Below are 15,635 nucleotides of genomic sequence, written 5' to 3'. Positions count from 1 at the left end.
GCAGGACCGCGATGGGCTGGTACTGAAGTGGCCCCTTCCAGAACCACTACCAGATCGCGGAAGACGGTGCGGCAGTCAGGCGTTCATTCCGACAGCGGCGGCTACCAAGGGCGGATGAGGACGGTGCCGATCTTGCCGGGCCGCACCGCTTGTTTCACGGCTTCGGCCATGTCGCCGAGGCCGTATGTCGCGGCTACGTCGAACTGGTCCGCGAGTGCAATCGCGATCAGCTTCGCGGCGGCGACGTCGGATGCCTGCCGCTCGGCGGAGGTCTCGGACATCCAACGGCCTATTGTCTTGCCGCGCAGCGTCAGCGATTTTTGCAGCAGCGTCGACGCGGGCAGCGATATCGGCTCCTCGGCCATCTGCCCATAGCAGACCAGTTTTCCGCCCGGTGCCAGCAGATCCAGAAGCCTCTCCGCGAGCTTTCCACCGATCGGATCGAGGGCCACACACACCGGATTGCCGTCGGCGACCCTGTCGATCTCATCGGCCCAGCCCGGGTGTTCCGTCGCCACGACCGGCACGTCCGGGAACCGCTCGCGCAGCTTCGCGGCACCGCGTTCGCTGCGGACGACGTTGACGAGTGAGATGTCGTGGGCCAGGCACGCGGCGGTCAGCAGCCGCCCGACCGACGAACCCGCGGCGGTCTGCAGCAGAACACCGTCGTATCCGATGGAGTCGTGCTCCTCCGCCTCCCGGCGCAGCATCACGGAGGTGATCGGGTTCACCAGCATCTGAGCGGCGACCTCGTCCGATAGCTGCTCCGGTACGGCGACAACCGCTCGGGCCGCCGCCATGATCCACTGGGACCAGGCCCCCGGGTGCGGGAAGACTGTCACACGCGCGCCGATTTCGACCCCGGCAGCGACAGGCGTGCTCGGACCGATGGCCGCCACCACGCCGGTGGCCTCGATACCGGCGTGAACCGGTTGTCCGGCATTCCCCGTGTATGCCTCGACGGCCTGGAGATCACCGGGGTGCACCGGGAACGCAGTGGTGCGGACGAGAACCTGACCGGTCTCCGGCGCCGCCGGCTCCGACTCCTCGACGACGGCCAGGACGTCGGCGGGCAATCCGCCGCGGGTGTAGACAACACAACGGTTCATGATGCGCCTCCTGGGTGTGCGGTGTGGCCGGAGGACGAGCCGAGCGGACGGGGATGACCAGGGCGTCAGCCGACGTCCTGAAGCAGGAAGTGCTGACCGTTGAGCGGACCGTCCAGCTGCATCAGCTGTCCGCCCGCGCGCAGACCACCGAGGTCCAGCGCGGCGAATCCGAACTCGTCCAGCAAGCCGGCCACGTCGGCTTTCGCATCGGCATCGTCGCCGGCGTAGAAGATCACCTGCCGACCTTCGGCATGCTGGGGGTCCGCGGTGATGAACGCGGCGAACACGGTGTTGAATGCCTTCACGATCCGCGCGCCGGCAAGGCGCTCGGCGACCCATTCGCTGCCCGTCAGGTCACCGACGTCGTAGCGGCCCTGCCAGGGGTTCGCCGTGGCGAACTGATTCGTCGTATCGACGACGATCTTCCCGGACCAGTCGGTGAGGCCGGTCAGATCCGGCACGGCGAAGAACGGCACCGCGAGGAATACGAGATCCGGCCGCGCCGCCTCCTCGGCCGTCACCGCGCGGGCCTTCGGCCCCAACTGCTCCACGACGGCCCGCAGCGTCTCCGGGCCCCTGCTGTTGCCGATGAGTACCTCATGGCCATGACGGACGGCCTTCTCAGCGACCGCCTGGCCGATATTTCCCGCTCCGAGAATGCCGATGGTGCCGTGTTTTGTCATGGTGCTCATCCTCGATCGTGTCGGGCCCGTCCCGGTGGCCACCGGCTTATGCGGTCGACTCCCACTTCCGCGGTGTTCCCGGCATTCGGGGACTGGTACGGGCGGTGCTTACGAGCGATGCGGGTTGAAGTCCAGGAGGACTTTGCCGTTCTTCCTGAGGTACGCGAGTGCCTCGGGGAAGTCCGCAGCCTTGAAGACAGGGGCGGAGGGCAGGACGAGCTTTCCCTCGGCGACCAGTCGCGCGGACTCCGCGTTCAGGGCCGGATGGCGGGGCAGATACTCGTCCTGGTACATCCAGAACTCCGTAGTGGTGATTTTTTTCGCGTCGAGCCGGTCCGGGTCGGGCGTAAACGGCTGACCGCTCATGTAGCCGTATACCACCAGCAGGGCGCCCTCTGTCAGCACGTCCAGCAGCAGCATAGTCGCGGTTCCGCTGATGCCGTCGATTCCCAGCAGCACCGGATCGGAGCCGATGACCGCCCGTACGCGCGCACCGGCGTCCGCCGAGTCGACGACGACGACGTCGGCGCCGAGGTCTTCGAGTTCGGTCACGAGTTCCGCACGGCGCACGATGTTGATCGTGCGCAGCCCGCGCTCCTTGGCGAACGCGATGACGGACCGGCCGACTCCGCTGTTGGCCGCGTTCTGCGCCACCCATGAGCCAGGCGGAAGGTCACGCGCCTCCACCAGCAGACCCGCGGTGACGGGATTGATGGTCAGCATCGCAGCCTGGTCGAGGCTGATGGACCTATCGACGACGGTCAGCTTCGCGGCCTCGGCCAGGACCTGTTCGGACCAAGAAAAGGTGCCGAAGGGAAGCAGGACCGTGTCGCCCGGACGGACGTGCGTGACGTCCGGCCCGACGGCCAAGACCGAGCCGGCACCCTCATTGCCGATGACGCTGGGCAGTCGGGGACGGACCGGATAGATGCCCTGGGCCACGAGCAGGTCGTGATGGTCGAGAGGGGCGTACTCAACCTGGATCAGCACCTGACCAGCGGCGGGAGCCGGGGGCTCGGGAACGTCCACGACCTTTAGGCTCTGCTCCGGCTCCCCGAACTGGGTGAGATGAATGGCGAGCATGGAAGTCGACTCCTCCGTCGCATGCGATGAAGAACGAGCTTGACTTTTGTAATGGACCGAGAACCGCTCAGTGCCCATCGGCAATCGACTGACGCCAACCCGGATGGAGTTTACCGGTTACGCCTCTTCTGATTTAACGACCGAGTATCCCGCAAAATTTCGTGTCGTCGATGTCGAGGTAGGGAGTGCATTCCGGCGCCGGTATCCCCGTTCGGATTGCGCACGCATACCCGGCAAGGGGGCTACATGGCGACACCGTCGAATTCCCGATGCCGCAAGACGTAATTCATTGTGGGGGCGGTTCCCAGGAGATGCAGGTTGAAGTCCCGGCGAGCCCTGATGATCAGAATGCAGCGTCCAGCGCTGGGAGAGTCACGGGGTCGACGGGTTGGTGGACGCGGTGCCGGTCTTGTGCGCAGGAACGTCCAGCAGGCAGACCGGAGAACGGTCGCAGCCGGGTCGTCATCGCTGTAGCTGACCTGGACTACCTCGACGTCGCCGAGCCAGCTTTCGCGTTCGGCCTCGATGATGCGGGCTTCGAGGTTGTTGCGGATCCCGTCGTTCCGGATTCGGAATCGCTTGCATACGCCTCTGTCCGTCACTTGAATTCGCCAGCCTGGACGCCGTCTCGAGGACACGTGAGCGGCTGTGTCCAGCGCTCGACAGCAACATACCCGCTACCTTGGTTCGGGGGCGCGCACCATCGGTTCCCGTGCGGTGGCCGTGCCGCAGCGGATCGATGACTTGCCGCTGCTGATGTATCCAACTGGAGATTCGCAGCAACCGTGGTGGACGCCGACGTTCACCCATCGCCGCTGTGTAGCGGTGTGCTGACGGTATGCTGGAGGGCGGACAGCCCAGGGCCGTTGTGATGTGTACATGAAGTGGCTGCAAGGAGTTTCGGGGTCGAGGATGGCTGAATTCGGTCCACGGATGACGCAGTATGAGCCTGTTCCGCCGATCGCGGCGGAACAGGCCGCGGCGGGGTTCGAGGATGCGCACGAGATCGGCCGCGCCATGGCGGAAGAGCCACACGATCGCCCTGCCAGCGCGGCCGCTTTCGGAGACGAGTTGCACCGGACCCAGTACCGCCATGGACTGCCCGTCGAGGATATGGCCATCCCCGCCCGGGTCGATGTTGCGCATGTCCGCGACCGGGTCGAGACCACCTGATGGAGGGGAACAACCCGGTGTCGACTCAGCTACGGGTGATTCTGGCCGAAGACGACGTGCTACTGCGCGAAGGTGTAGCGAGCCTGCTCGTACGCTCCGGGTTCGACGTCGAAGGACAAGCCGGCGACGCGTCTCAACTCTTGGCACTGGTCCGGGACCGAGTACCGGACCTGGTAGTAATCGACGTTCGGATGCCGCCGACGCACACCACCGAAGGCCTCGATGCGGCGCGGGTGATCCGCGACGAACTCCCCGAAGTCGGCATCCTCATGCTATCGGCGCATGCCGACGTCGAGCATGCGATGGAGCTGTTGGCCAGTGGTCGTGGAATCGGCTACCTGCTCAAGAGCCGGGTCACCGACGTGGAGGAGTTCATCGACACTCTCCGACGGATCACCAAAGGGGCCTCGGTTGTCGACCCGGCCCTCGTTCAAGAGCTTGTGTCGGCTCGGCGACGCAACGATCCTCTTGCCGTGCTCAGCGCGCGGGAGCGCGAGGTACTCGCTCTGATGGCGGAGGGGCGTTCCAACGCCGGCATAGCCCACCGGCTATGGGTCGCCGAGGGGACCGTCGAGAAGCACGTCCGCAGTATTCTCACCAAGCTGAACCTGCCAGAGACCGCCGAGGACCATCGCCGAGTTCTCGCCGTCGTCAGATTCCTCGAGGCTCGCTGACCTTCGGACATCGACCAGTGTGACCTACGGCCGCGCGGCACAGTGTCCCGCGATGCTGGTCGAACCGCGCAACCGACGGCCCCGGCCGCTGCGACAGACTTTGCGCCAACGATGCGCGCTGCCTTGCGAGCGTTTTCGTGGCCAACACCCCGCCGGAAGATACGTTGTACCGCTGCCCCGCATCCTCGGTTATCTGCTGACCGGAGGTGCGGAATTGACGGCAGCCGCAATGACGCAGCCGCAGATCCGCGCAAGTATTTGTATACAGCCGCAATACCACAAAGGAACCCAGGAGATTCCGTCGTGCGGATGCAAATAGCGTGCCGGTACCTGAATCACAGCGAACGATCGAACCGGGAATCTCGGATTACGCATTTTTCACCCGACGGCAGCAATCAATCCAACAATCATAAATCTGGAATCGTTCCAGTGAAGTGGCGGATGTTTCCGTGGAACGTACCTCAGAAAGGAGCGCAATTATGACTACAGCGCGTCGAAACCATCAAAGTGTCAGCCGCCGTCTCGCCGACGATATCCGTAATTTCACGGCCTCGGCAGAACTCACGGCCAACCTTCAGCGCGTGCTGGTCGATCTCATCGAACTGCATCTGCAAGGCAAACAGGCCCACTGGAACGTGGTCGGAACGAATTTCCGCGACCTGCACCTGCAGCTCGACGAACTCGTTGACGCTGCCCGAGACGCCAGCGACACCATCGCCGAGCGGATGCGGGCGCTCGATGCCGTACCAGACGGGCGATCCGACACCGTCGCAGTCACGACGAGCCTGCCGCCTTTTCCGGCCGATGAGCTGGACACCGGCCATGTCGTCGACTTGATCACGACACGCACCTATGCAGCGACCGATACCCTCCGCGACGTGCATGATGCGGTCGACGCCGAGGACCCCAGCACCAGCGACCTGCTGCACGCGATCATCGACTCGCTGGAGAAGCTCGCCTGGATGATCAAGTCTGAGAATCGCAAGATCTGATCGCCGAACCTCGATCTGAGCTGGCGCGCCCTTCGCCCGGCGGCGGGTTTGCAAATACTGCTCAGCAGCGTGATTGCAGTGACCAAGACCGGCCCGATTCTGGCTGGCGGGAACGACTGATCGGCGCCAGCGGTGGCGACAAGGTTTGGCATGCGGCGCGAAAGTAGCCGATATGAAGACGACAACATTGGGGAGAAGCGGATGGCGCGTCTCCCGCATTGCGTTCGGTACATGGCAACTGGGCGGCGAATGGGGTCCGTTCGACGACGACACCGGTGCGGATCTCGATGAAATCGACAAGATCATGGCCAGTGCTAGGCCGGTTGCCGGACTGTCCCCGGAGACGATGTGATGACCTGCTCGGTGCGCACCGTGGCTGTATTGGGTGCCGGCACGATGGGCGCACCGATCGCGCGGAATCTGCTACGCGCCGGGTTCGACGTGCTGGTGTGGAACCGAACCCCGGTCGAGGCAGCGTTGGTCGCCGCTGGAGCACACCGGGTCTCCAGCATCGCCGCCTCCGCCGCCGAGGTGTTGATCACCGTGCTCGCCGACGGCGCCGCAGTCGAAGAGGTGATGACCCGGCCCGGCGGTGCGCTGTCCGCTCTTGCTCCTGGAGCGATCTGGATCCAAATGAGCACTGTCGGGCCCGAATACTGCGCTCGTCTCGCCGACCTCGCCATCCGGAACAACATCCTGTTCATCGACGCCCCGGTAGTCGGCGGTCCCGGACTCGCCGAGGCTGGGGAGCTGCTCATCCCCGCTTCTGGCGTACGTCCGGTCCGCCCGCTGGTCGAGCCGATCTTGCGTGCCCTCGGCCAACGAACGCTCTGGCTCGAACGTATCGGCGACGGGAGCAGGCTCGGCATCGCGCTCAACAACATGCTGAATCTCCTGGTCGAGGGAATGGCCGAAACCCTCACTCTCAGTGCGGCCTTCAACATCGACCCACAGCACTTGCTGAATGCCGTCGCCGGCGCGCCGTTGGCGATGGACTAGGCGATGAGCAGGGGAATGAGGACATCGCCTCGGCCATCACCATCCTGCGACGGATGCTTCGTTTCACGCCCCGCCGCTGGACGACTCCGTTCCAGCTGGAGGAGGCGGTGGCTATTCGGGCCACGGGTTGGATTCGATGACGTCGACGAAGTCGGTGCGAGTGAAACCGGGCAGGAAGTGGGCAAGGACGTCGGCATTGACGGTTCCGACGGTGGTCTCGGGCCGATCGCCGAAACCCGTTGGTGAACGCGGCGAGGATCTGCTTCTTGAAGTCGGGACGGGGATGAGCCGCGGTGACCGCCTGGATGTCGTGGGGGTCCAGGTCGTGGTAGCCGATGTCGAGTACATCGGTTTCGACTCCCGCGGTCACCAGTGCGATCTCGGGTTCCATGTGCTCGGGGATGCCGGGTGTGGTGTGCAGTGCGATGGCGGTCCACACCCGTTGTGCCGCGTAGTCGTCGACCCCATGGGCGGTGAGGAATCGGCGGGCTTCGTCGGCGCCGTCGACTTCGAAGCGTTGGGTGGTGGTGCGGTAGGTGTCGGTCAGGCCCAGGTCGTGGAACATCGCGCCGACATACAGCAGCTCGGGATTCGGGCTTCAGCCCGCGCTGCTGCCCTTCCGTTATGCGAGGTCGGCGGGGCGTGCGGTCGTGGGCCGCATGATCGGTGGCTGAACCTGGCTCCACCTCGCCGAAGGCGGTTGGTCAGCCAAGTCGTCGGTCGCCGTCGTACACGGCACTGCCGACAACCCGGCCGTGTGCAGGCGGCGAGCACAAGGCGAGTGCTCGTGTCGAGACCGAAACACATACAAACACGACAGGTTGTTTCTCGAGAGTCGTGAGCACCGTATACCGCGGACCCCCACTACGCCGCGTAGTGCGTACTCGCAGAGTGCCTGCATCGACGCCCCCCAATACCCCTATCAGGACCGCCGCCATCTCGCCATGCTCCCGGCTGGCCCCGACCCGCTGCGCCTTACATGCCTACGGCATCGCGCTTGCAGGTGGCATGTAGGTAGAAATATCGACTGGCGGGAAGCACGGATGGGTGTCAGCGGTGGCGACATGGGCTAGCTGGGGCGCGATTCTGAATGAGTCCATACAGGCCATCGAGGGAGTGCAACCATGCGAATCAGAAACTACATCACACCAGTGTTGGCGGTGGGAGCTGCGGCAATAGCTATCGCTGTCGCGCCGACGGCCCAAGCCGATCCCGTTTCGGCTCCGCCGGCAGCTATCGCGACCGCCAGAGCCGTGGCCGCCCATGGTGGGGCGGCCGGTCACGGCGGCGGCTTTCACGGCGGTTACGGCGGCGGCTTTCACGGCGGTTACGGCGGCTGGGATCACGGCGGTTATGGCGGCTGGGGTCACGGCTGGGATGGCGACTGCGGCCAGCCCTGGACGGGGGCCGTTTGCGGTTCATCTTCCTACTGAGAGCCGTCCCGTGCGTCCGCGCCTCCATCAGCGATGGGAGTCGCGTCGTGCCGCGAAGCATACGCCGATTCCTGTTGTGGCACTGAGTATTTGATGATCAGCGAATGACGCGGTCTCGGGTCATCGCGGACAGTCGTCGTCGAGTGCCTCGCCGAGGATCCACTCGGGCGCGCCGAACCTCGCCGGCACGACGCCGGCCAATTGGTTTCTGAGGCCAGCCAGTTGGGTGGCACCACCGCCTGTGCCAGCCGCGCTTGCAGCCGGAGCGAAACCGGACGTTGTCAGGATCTACCGCGGGGTCGGCTGCGTCTGCACCGTTTGGTTACGGTCGCCCCAGGTTGCCCGGGCGCCGGAATCCCCGATCCGATACACCTGCACGGTGGCCGCGACGCCGCTGGCGACGGCCAGGACGGCAACCGCGACCACCACCGCGCGAGCGACCGGCTTGCTGCGCCGCTCCCGGAGATGGACGGCCACCAGCAGCCCGGTAGCCACCAGCATCGGCAGCACGAAATAGAGCAGAGTGTCGCCCAGGTGGGTGTGGGTGTGCAGCGCCGGCGACCGCCCCACCCGCTTCTCCAGCCATTCACCCGCGTCGGTGGTCACCGGCGTCAGCGCCAAGGTGACCACGGCGAGCACCACGACAAGCCAGATCATCCGCCGGCGGATCACCGGCCACACGGCCGACAGCACCAGCAGCACCGCGGTCAGCGGCACGAACACGACGATGACGTGCACCAAGAGGATGTGGGCGGGCAAACCATTGATTGTCGACATAGCCGTTCTCCTCGAATTCCAGCCACCGAGTGGCACCGGCCGTCAGTGTGGCCAACCGTCGCTGAAAGCCCGCTGAGAACGAGTTATTCGACGGTGTACGGGATCATGGCGTGCAGCGACGTCCCCGCTTCGGCCTGACTGGCGATATCCATCCGGCCGCCGAGGGCTTCGATGCGGTCTCGCAAACCGATCAATCCGGATCCCTTGGCTGGGGCGGCGCCGCCGATTCCGTTGTCGCGAATCGAAAGTTGGAGCGTGTTGCCGTCGGTATTGGCGCGCACGGTCACCTCGGTGGCTCGCGCGTGTTTGGCCGTGTTCGTCAGCGCCTCTGCCGCAATGTAATACGCGGCTATTTCGGTGGATTCGGGCAGGCGCGGGTCGAGGTCGAGGTCGAGATCGACCGGTACGGTGCAGCGGCGGGCGAGTGCCTTGAGCGCCGGGCCGAGTCCGCCTTTCGACAGGATCGCCGGATGTATCCCGCGTGAGATCTCGCGGAGTTCGTCCGAGACGCCGACCAGGTCCTGCACGATATCGGAGAGTTGCGCTTCGAGCGTGGTCAACTCGGGCGGCACCGACGCCTCTACCGTGCGGAGCGCGAGTCCCAGCGAGACGAGGCGCTGTTGTGCCCCATCGTGCAGATCGCGTTCGATGCGGCGCCGTGTCTCGTCGGCAGCCGCGACGATGCGGGCGCGCGATGCGGTGAGTTCGGCCCGGGACTCGGCGTTCGCGATCGCGGTCGCGACCAGGTCCGCGAATTCGGCGAGGCGTTGCTCGGTGTCGGGCGGCAGCGGCTCGCGGCGCGACGATCCCGCGACGATCGCGCCCCACAGGTGGCCGTTGACGACGATCGGTGCCCCGACCCCCGAGCGCAGACCCAGTTCACGGATGCGGGCGGCGGCCGAGCCGGTCGCATGGTCGTGGCTGTCCATCCGTGCGGTGGCTCCGGTACGCAGCACCATCGCCGCAATGTTCTCGCCCTCGAGCGTGAACCGCTTACCGACCGGCATCTTGGGCGATCCGGGTTCGTCGCGTGCCGCGACGAACCTGCCCGAACCATCGGGTTCGTAGCGGAACAGGGACGCGTTGACCACGCCCAGACACCTGGCCGACTCCTGCGCCACCGCAGAGAACACCTCCGACGATGTCGCACCGCGCGCGACCAGGGTGGCAACCCGCCGCAATGCGGCTTGTTGTTCGGAAACGAGATCGGCGGCCCGACGGCGGCGATTTGCCTCGCCCGCATGCGATCGGGCCAGTGCCGCAAGGGTATTGGCCAGCAGTGCCACGCAGAGGAAGACCGCGATGACGACGCCGTTCTGGGCCGCGGTCGGGACGAAATCTGTGGGCCAGTTACGGAAATAGTCGAAGGCGACGGCACTGGCGACCGATGTCGCCACCGCCAGCCCGAGTCCCCACACCGTCGAGACCACCAGCACGCCCAGCAGATAGACGACACCGAAAGCCTCGCCCGGAGCGACCTGCTGGAGCCAGAGCACGAGTATCGACTCCGCCGCAATGCACAACGCAGCCACCGCGACCCCGAGGATCAGCGGCGGGGCCGCTGGGCGCATCGACATCGCAAGCAACCGTGCACGTAGGGAGAAGAAGTCCGTATCGGTACGGCGGCGTGCGGACATCGCACCTGGCGTGGATGCAGGCCAGCCGCGCGCCCCAGACCGTTTCCACTTCATAACCCAGCGCCCACACCGATCGCCGATGAGTTCGGACGAGGTCCTCGGAATTCGATCTCAATCGTAGCCGTGCAGCACACACCATGCGGATGACCGGTCATCGGCGCCTATCCGGCTAGTGCCATCACACACTCTCCGGAGACGGCCCGGCGATCGGCATCGCCCATGCCATGATCTTGTCGATCTCGTCCAGATCGGCATCGCCGAGCACGATGTCCGCGGCGCCGAGGCTGTCCTGGATGTGGTCGGCATGCCGGGCGCCGACGATCGCGACGTGCACGGCGGGGTTCGCCAAGGTCCAGGCGATCGCCAATTGGCCGACCGTGATGTTGCGGTCTGCGGCAAACTTCTCCAATGCCCGCACGGCTATCAGGTTGTGCTGGTAGACCTCGCCGGTGAAGTCGGGGCTCGCACTGCGCCAGTCGTCATCGGCGAACGTCGTATCTTCGTGCAGCGTTCCGGTCAGCAAGCCATGTGCCAACGGCCCGTATATCAGCACACCGATGTTCTGAACCCGGCAGTACGGCAGCAGGTCGTCCTCGATCTCGCGCCGGAACAGGTGGTATGGCGGTTGCACCGTCGCCACCGGCAGTACAGCGGAGAATTCCGCAATCTGCGCCGGGCTGTAGTTCGAGACCCCGATGTGGCGGATCTTGCCCGCGGCGACGAGGTCGTCCAGTGCGCCCGCCGTCTCGGCGGCCGGTACGGTGGGATCCGGCCAGTGCACCTGGTAGAGGTCGATGTGGTCGACGCCGAGCGCCTCCAGGCTGGCGTCCACTCCCTTGCGCAACCAGCCGGGGCTCGCGTCGCGGACCAGGCCGGTATCGGTTCTGCGCAGGCCGCCCTTCGTGGCGATCACGAGTTCGTGACGGGCGCTTGTGAGTTCGGAGCCCAGCGCCTTGCCCAGGATCCGTTCGGACGCGCCGAAGCCGTACGCCTGCGCGGTGTCGAAGAAGTTGACACCGAGATCACGGGCGCGCCGGATGGCGGTGATCGCGGCCTCCTCGTCGAACCGGCCCCACTCGCCGCCGAGTTGCCAAGTGCCGAAGGCAATTCGGGAAACTTGGAGTCCGCTTCTTCCCAAAGTGGTTGTCTTCATATCGCTCTCCGAATCTCCGTAGGGTTGTTGCTACCTACTGTTGTGCTCCGGCGGGCACTTGTCGCCATGGCCAGCGCCCATCGACAATTCCCGCCAACAGGAATCCGGCCTGCCCGGCAGCTGCACATGCCCTGCTCCGGCGCGGCAAGACGTCACTGTGCTGCGGAGATTTCCGGGTAGCGGTAATGCGCAGCTGTCACGAACTCGGCAGACTGCGGTCATGACGTCGCGCGTTGGGCTGTTGCGCTGCCTGATTGTCGACGACAGCCGACACTTCCTCGAGGCCGCTCGCAACCTGCTGGAACAGCAGGGGATCTCGGTCGTCGGCGTGGCGTCCAGCGGCGCCGAGGCGCTGCGGCGCGTCGAGGAACTGGCGCCCGATGTGGTGCTGGCCGACATCGATCTCGGTGCGGAGAACGGCTTCGAACTCGCCGGGCGGCTAGGTCGGAGCGTGCCGGTGATTCTGATCTCCACCCACGCCCAGCAGGACTTCGCCGACATGATCGCGGAGAGCCCGGCCGTGGGCTTCCTGCCCAAATCGGAGCTGTCGTCCCACGCCATCGGTGACCTGCTCCGGGGCGGAGGCACGGATCGGATCGGCGCGACTCGAGAAAGGTGATCACCGCCAGCACCCGGCGGTGAATCGTCTTGGGTTTCGGGCAGATTCAGTGAGGCATCACCGGGCCTGCGCAACGACGTCGAAACCCGAACCGGTGGGCAGGCTCAATCCCTCCCGGAGCAGTACGCCGTCCTCGGTCAGCAGCACCCGTAACGGAGTTGTCACCGAACTTGTCGCCCTCCTCGGGTGCACCGGACGCGGGGGTCGATAGATGTCGAGCGCAACCCGAGCCGATTACAGCTAGCCGCCATACACACAGTGGTACTGGCGGGGAGCATCGATGGATGTCAGCGGCGACGACACGAGCTCGAGTGACAGCGATTCTGGAAGTCCCAGAAGGCAATCCGAGGAGTCGCGACATGGTCACATTCGAAGAGACCGCCTCTGTCCGCGCCGCTGAACCACACAGGGCGACAGCTGCTCGCCGGAACGCTGCGAAGTATGCGGTCGAGCTGATCGGGACATTCTTCCTGGTCTTCACGGTCGGAACCAGCGTCCGCAGCGGCAGCCCGCTCGCACCGCTGGCAATCGGCGCGGTGCTGATGGTGATGATCTACGCCGGCGGGCACGTGTCCGGTGGGCACTACAACCCGGCGGTGACGCTGGCGGTGCTGCTGCGGTATCGGATCACCCCGCGCGATGCCGTCCGGTACTGGATCGCGCAACTGGTTGCCGGACTACTGGCCGCGGCGCTGGTGCGTGCTGTCGTGGATCCGGCGCACCCTGCAGCCCCGACGCTTCTGACCCTCAACCAGCACACCATCGGGGCCGCGTTCGTGGTCGAGCTGCTGTTCACCTTCGCGCTGTGCTACGTCGTACTCAACGTCGCCACCAGCAAGAGCAATCCGGACAACTCGTTCTACGGGCTGGCGATCGGATTCACGGTCATGGCAGGGGCATTCGCGGTCGGCGCGATCTCCGGCGGAGCGTTCAATCCGGCGGTCACGATCGGCGCGGCCGTGATGGGAATGTTCGCTTGGTCGACGCTGTGGGTGTACCTCGCGGCCCAACTCATCGCCGGCGCCGCCGCCGGTGCCGCCTTCCTCGCCCTCAATCCCGACGACCGATGATCCGATGGTGATGAAGCCGTCGTCATCCATCGCGCCAAGATCGCCGGTCCAGATGCCGGGTGGTATGCCTCGACCGGTGTGGCTGTGGCTCCAGGCACTGCACCTCGAGCCCTGCCCGCTGCGCACCTGCGCCGTCTCCTCAACGTTCGCGAACAGCTCCGGAATTGTCAGCGTGACAGCCGAATCCCACGCCGCCGTAGGTATTTCGTGCCATACCCACAGGTTCGACCGTGACAAGAATCCCTGCTTCAGCGCAATGTGTACTCGGTCCGGGACACAGTGAACCCGTGCTCGGAGTTCACGCACTGGATTCCCGGTTCCGTCGGCAACCCGCTGCACGTGATCGCATCGGTGCTGATGATCTTATGGAAGGGCAAGGGCTCCCCGAACGCGATAATGATCCGACAGGTGTAGCTCGCCTCCGCGGGCCCACTGTTGCCCAGCCTCAATATCGGATACGGCCCATAATCTGTCGGGCAGGTCGGTCTCGGTCCGGGCACCACCGGGGTGGCACCGCCGACGATGCAGACCACCTCCTGATCGTCGAGGACACAACGCACGCCATCCAGTCTGGCCTCTACATCGCTGAAGTATCGCGCTGCCGCGGATGCGGGCACGACCACTCCGGTGACCACGGAAGTGCCGAGCGCGACGCCGAGCACGAGACGACGAATAACTGATCGGATCATGCGTTGAGGATCGTCGCCGCGCATCTCACCGACGCTTCACGCGCCTCTCGACGTGCCCGGCGAGAGTTGAACCATCTCGACCCGATCGGCGCAAACAATTGCAGGCCTCGCGAGCTGCCTGCTGATCCATGAGTGGCAGGTGGTGTCTCAACGCGGGGGCGGGAGGACGGTGAGCACTCGCGTCACATGGGCTCCGAACTCGTTCATGAAGTCACGCAGAAACCGCGCGGTGCTGTCGTTGAGCACCTCGCCGTCTTCGGTGAAGACATCCGGGTGGTATTGAATGTAGGCCTCGGGAGCGTTCATCTGCGGCGAGTTGAGGTAGCCCAGCACGCTACGCAGGCTCTGTTGGGCAATTGCAGTGCCCAGCTTGCCGGGCGAAGTCCCGATCACCGCGGACGGCTTGTAGGTGAACGAGTTTTCACCCCATGGCCGGCTCGCCCAGTCGATAGCGTTCTTCAGCGCTCCTGGGATCGAACGGTTGTACTCGGGGGTGACGAACAGGATCGCATCAACCTCGGCGAAGGCCTCCTTGAGCGCCCGACCTTCGGGAGGGAAGTCGGCGTCGTAGTCGTAGTTGTAGAGCGGAAGGTCCTTGATGGGGATCTCGACGAACTCGAGTTCGGACGGAGCCAAGCGGATCAGCGCCTTGGACAATACGCGGTTGACGGACTTCTGTGAGAGGCTGCCGACGATATAGCCAACCCGGTACGTGGTCACGACGTCTCCTCGGTCTGATGACTTGACGATGTCATTGTTGGCATTTCGGTGGTCGTCCCGTGTGCGTTTGACCGGCAACGTACTTCAAAGCAGCTGCACCCACTATTTGGCTGACGAAGCCGTTCTGTGTCACGAGCTGTGTGCAAAAAGTTCTCTGCCCACAAGGTTTCTGACCGGTCTCCGATGACGAGACTATTTCGTAATCGAGTCCGGGTGATATTCGTACAGAATCAGTTGACGCCGCACGCCACCGGGTGGTGGGTGTGAGTCCAGGCCGCAGCGTACTGGGCCGGCGATAACCCAGCGCCGAATTCCTGTGAGCCCGATTATGGTAAACCTTGAAGTCGCCGATCACGACGGCCTCGAGCAGGCTTGTCCAATGGATGCGATCCGAGCGCTCCTTGCACAGCCGCCGGTTGAACGAATCTATGAACCCATCGTTCGACGGCGTGCCCGGCGGGATGTGTTTCCGCGAAGCACGGCCGGTCCGTAATGATCTTCTGCGGCTGGCTGGGTCGGTGAGTTCGTCCACGCTGCTGGTCGGCACGCGGTTCGCATCCAGATTGCTCCGCTGCTGCGGCAAGGCTGAACTAGGCCGAGGCGGCGGTCTTGCTCGAGCGCGTGCACCGGCCGCGCCGTTGCGGTTGCCGACGAGCATCCACAGCGGGCCCTCAAAGGCGGCGGCAATCCACACCTGCGCCAAATCGCGGAAGCATTTCTCGCAGAACAACTCCCGGGCCACAATTCACGCGCTATGGCTCCGCGTGTGCGCGCAGCGATCCAACAGACGCTGGGGACCGCACCGGCCACTGTCACCACGGTGG

General features: G+C 65.0%; 17 protein-coding genes and 1 pseudogene. 8 read left to right on the top strand and 10 right to left on the bottom strand.

Translation table 11 applies throughout. From position 1 onward, the window contains the following. Positions 1–101: 101 nt before the first annotated feature. The 3 genes from ACIBW7_RS34270 to ACIBW7_RS34260 all read right to left on the bottom strand — a co-directional run bounded on the left by ACIBW7_RS34270 (position 102) and on the right by ACIBW7_RS34260 (position 2,875). Positions 102–1,109 (bottom strand): zinc-binding dehydrogenase, encoded by a 1,008-nt coding sequence (locus ACIBW7_RS34270; RefSeq protein ID WP_397053680.1) that lies wholly within the window; start codon positions 1,107–1,109, stop codon positions 102–104. Between the two features lie 65 nt (positions 1,110–1,174). After that, positions 1,175–1,801, bottom strand: coding sequence for an NADPH-dependent F420 reductase (locus ACIBW7_RS34265; RefSeq protein ID WP_397053678.1), 627 nt, complete (start codon positions 1,799–1,801; stop codon positions 1,175–1,177). A gap of 99 nt (positions 1,802–1,900) precedes the next feature. Beyond that, positions 1,901–2,875: a zinc-dependent alcohol dehydrogenase family protein gene (locus tag ACIBW7_RS34260; RefSeq protein WP_397053676.1), complete on the bottom strand. Its 975-nt coding sequence runs from the start codon at positions 2,873–2,875 to the stop codon at positions 1,901–1,903. A gap of 933 nt (positions 2,876–3,808) precedes the next feature. Between ACIBW7_RS34260 and ACIBW7_RS34255 the strand changes: the two genes are divergently transcribed. From ACIBW7_RS34255 to ACIBW7_RS34235, 5 genes are all read left to right on the top strand, one after another. Beyond that, positions 3,809–4,048 carry a hypothetical protein gene (locus ACIBW7_RS34255; protein WP_397053674.1) on the top strand — a complete coding sequence of 80 codons (240 nt, stop codon included), beginning with the start codon at positions 3,809–3,811 and terminating at the stop codon, positions 4,046–4,048. Positions 4,049–4,065: 17 nt separating this feature from the next. Beyond that, positions 4,066–4,722 carry a response regulator gene (locus ACIBW7_RS34250; protein WP_397053672.1) on the top strand — a complete coding sequence of 219 codons (657 nt, stop codon included), beginning with the start codon at positions 4,066–4,068 and terminating at the stop codon, positions 4,720–4,722. A 479-nt stretch (positions 4,723–5,201) separates the two neighbouring features. Beyond that, complete coding sequence (locus tag ACIBW7_RS34245; RefSeq protein WP_397053670.1) at positions 5,202–5,714, top strand: Dps family protein; 513 nt, start codon at positions 5,202–5,204, stop codon at positions 5,712–5,714. Between the two features lie 172 nt (positions 5,715–5,886). Further along, positions 5,887–6,066, top strand: coding sequence for a hypothetical protein (locus tag ACIBW7_RS34240; protein WP_397053668.1), 180 nt, complete (start codon positions 5,887–5,889; stop codon positions 6,064–6,066). After that, the gene (locus ACIBW7_RS34235) at positions 6,066–6,713 is read left to right on the top strand and encodes an NAD(P)-dependent oxidoreductase (RefSeq protein ID WP_397053933.1); all 648 of its coding nucleotides are present in this window, start codon (positions 6,066–6,068) and stop codon (positions 6,711–6,713) included. Before ACIBW7_RS34240 ends, ACIBW7_RS34235 begins: the two co-directional genes overlap by 1 nt. Before the next feature lie 111 nt (positions 6,714–6,824). On the opposite strand, the pseudogene ACIBW7_RS34230 reads toward ACIBW7_RS34235, so the two are convergent. Continuing rightward, a pseudogene (locus ACIBW7_RS34230) lies at positions 6,825–7,305 on the bottom strand (HD domain-containing protein); the annotation flags it as partial. Positions 7,306–7,837: 532 nt separating this feature from the next. Here ACIBW7_RS34230 and ACIBW7_RS34225 point away from each other — a divergent pair. Beyond that, complete coding sequence (locus ACIBW7_RS34225) at positions 7,838–8,146, top strand: hypothetical protein (protein WP_397053666.1); 309 nt, start codon at positions 7,838–7,840, stop codon at positions 8,144–8,146. A 288-nt stretch (positions 8,147–8,434) separates the two neighbouring features. On the opposite strand, the gene ACIBW7_RS34220 is transcribed toward ACIBW7_RS34225, so the two are convergent. The 3 genes from ACIBW7_RS34220 to ACIBW7_RS34210 form a co-directional block, all read right to left on the bottom strand. After that, positions 8,435–8,923, bottom strand: coding sequence for a DUF2231 domain-containing protein (locus ACIBW7_RS34220; RefSeq protein ID WP_397053664.1), 489 nt, complete (start codon positions 8,921–8,923; stop codon positions 8,435–8,437). 83 nt (positions 8,924–9,006) lie between these two features. Continuing rightward, on the bottom strand, positions 9,007–10,560 hold the full coding sequence (locus tag ACIBW7_RS34215; protein ID WP_397053662.1) for a GAF domain-containing protein: 1,554 nt from the start codon (positions 10,558–10,560) through the stop codon (positions 9,007–9,009). Positions 10,561–10,738: 178 nt separating this feature from the next. Beyond that, the gene (locus ACIBW7_RS34210; protein WP_397053660.1) at positions 10,739–11,713 is read right to left on the bottom strand and encodes an aldo/keto reductase; all 975 of its coding nucleotides are present in this window, start codon (positions 11,711–11,713) and stop codon (positions 10,739–10,741) included. 220 nt (positions 11,714–11,933) lie between these two features. Here ACIBW7_RS34210 and ACIBW7_RS34205 point away from each other — a divergent pair, with 220 nt between their 5' ends. Next, entirely contained in the window at positions 11,934–12,332 is a 399-nt protein-coding gene (locus ACIBW7_RS34205) for a response regulator transcription factor (protein WP_397053658.1), read from the top strand. Positions 12,333–12,691: 359 nt separating this feature from the next. Beyond that, positions 12,692–13,402, top strand: a complete 711-nt coding sequence (locus ACIBW7_RS34200; RefSeq protein WP_397053656.1) for an MIP/aquaporin family protein — start codon at positions 12,692–12,694, stop codon at positions 13,400–13,402. A 248-nt stretch (positions 13,403–13,650) separates the two neighbouring features. Here the strand turns inward: ACIBW7_RS34200 and ACIBW7_RS34195 are convergent, their stop codons facing one another. From ACIBW7_RS34195 to ACIBW7_RS34185, 3 genes are all read right to left on the bottom strand, one after another. Then, complete coding sequence (locus tag ACIBW7_RS34195) at positions 13,651–14,091, bottom strand: hypothetical protein (protein WP_397053655.1); 441 nt, start codon at positions 14,089–14,091, stop codon at positions 13,651–13,653. 147 nt (positions 14,092–14,238) lie between these two features. Next, positions 14,239–14,811: an NADPH-dependent FMN reductase gene (locus tag ACIBW7_RS34190; RefSeq protein WP_397053653.1), complete on the bottom strand. Its 573-nt coding sequence runs from the start codon at positions 14,809–14,811 to the stop codon at positions 14,239–14,241. Positions 14,812–14,842: 31 nt separating this feature from the next. Beyond that, positions 14,843–15,469, bottom strand: coding sequence for an integrase core domain-containing protein (locus ACIBW7_RS34185; protein ID WP_397053931.1), 627 nt, complete (start codon positions 15,467–15,469; stop codon positions 14,843–14,845). Positions 15,470–15,635: the final 166 nt, after the last annotated feature.

It is taken from the genome of Nocardia sp. NPDC049526 (genome assembly GCF_044465765.1).
Classification (GTDB): domain Bacteria; phylum Actinomycetota; class Actinomycetes; order Mycobacteriales; family Mycobacteriaceae; genus Nocardia.
Note: the sequence above shows the minus strand (reverse complement) of the source record. Positions and strands in the feature narration are given on the sequence as shown.

What these genes read in the sequence shown, in the direction of transcription:
- ACIBW7_RS34270 (WP_397053680.1), bottom strand. Translation starts at nt 1,109, where the DNA reads ATGAACCGTTGTGTTGTCTACACCCGCGGCGGATTGCCCGCCGACGTC.
- ACIBW7_RS34265 (WP_397053678.1), bottom strand. Translation starts at nt 1,801, where the DNA reads ATGAGCACCATGACAAAACACGGCACCATCGGCATTCTCGGAGCGGGA.
- ACIBW7_RS34260 (WP_397053676.1), bottom strand. Translation starts at nt 2,875, where the DNA reads ATGCTCGCCATTCATCTCACCCAGTTCGGGGAGCCGGAGCAGAGCCTA.
- ACIBW7_RS34255 (WP_397053674.1), top strand. Translation starts at nt 3,809, where the DNA reads ATGACGCAGTATGAGCCTGTTCCGCCGATCGCGGCGGAACAGGCCGCG.
- ACIBW7_RS34245 (WP_397053670.1), top strand. Translation starts at nt 5,202, where the DNA reads ATGACTACAGCGCGTCGAAACCATCAAAGTGTCAGCCGCCGTCTCGCC.
- ACIBW7_RS34240 (WP_397053668.1), top strand. Translation starts at nt 5,887, where the DNA reads ATGAAGACGACAACATTGGGGAGAAGCGGATGGCGCGTCTCCCGCATT.
- ACIBW7_RS34235 (WP_397053933.1), top strand. Translation starts at nt 6,066, where the DNA reads ATGACCTGCTCGGTGCGCACCGTGGCTGTATTGGGTGCCGGCACGATG.
- ACIBW7_RS34225 (WP_397053666.1), top strand. Translation starts at nt 7,838, where the DNA reads ATGCGAATCAGAAACTACATCACACCAGTGTTGGCGGTGGGAGCTGCG.
- ACIBW7_RS34220 (WP_397053664.1), bottom strand. Translation starts at nt 8,923, where the DNA reads ATGTCGACAATCAATGGTTTGCCCGCCCACATCCTCTTGGTGCACGTC.
- ACIBW7_RS34215 (WP_397053662.1), bottom strand. Translation starts at nt 10,560, where the DNA reads ATGTCCGCACGCCGCCGTACCGATACGGACTTCTTCTCCCTACGTGCA.
- ACIBW7_RS34210 (WP_397053660.1), bottom strand. Translation starts at nt 11,713, where the DNA reads ATGAAGACAACCACTTTGGGAAGAAGCGGACTCCAAGTTTCCCGAATT.
- ACIBW7_RS34205 (WP_397053658.1), top strand. Translation starts at nt 11,934, where the DNA reads ATGACGTCGCGCGTTGGGCTGTTGCGCTGCCTGATTGTCGACGACAGC.
- ACIBW7_RS34200 (WP_397053656.1), top strand. Translation starts at nt 12,692, where the DNA reads ATGGTCACATTCGAAGAGACCGCCTCTGTCCGCGCCGCTGAACCACAC.
- ACIBW7_RS34195 (WP_397053655.1), bottom strand. Translation starts at nt 14,091, where the DNA reads ATGATCCGATCAGTTATTCGTCGTCTCGTGCTCGGCGTCGCGCTCGGC.
- ACIBW7_RS34185 (WP_397053931.1), bottom strand. Translation starts at nt 15,469, where the DNA reads ATGCTCGTCGGCAACCGCAACGGCGCGGCCGGTGCACGCGCTCGAGCA.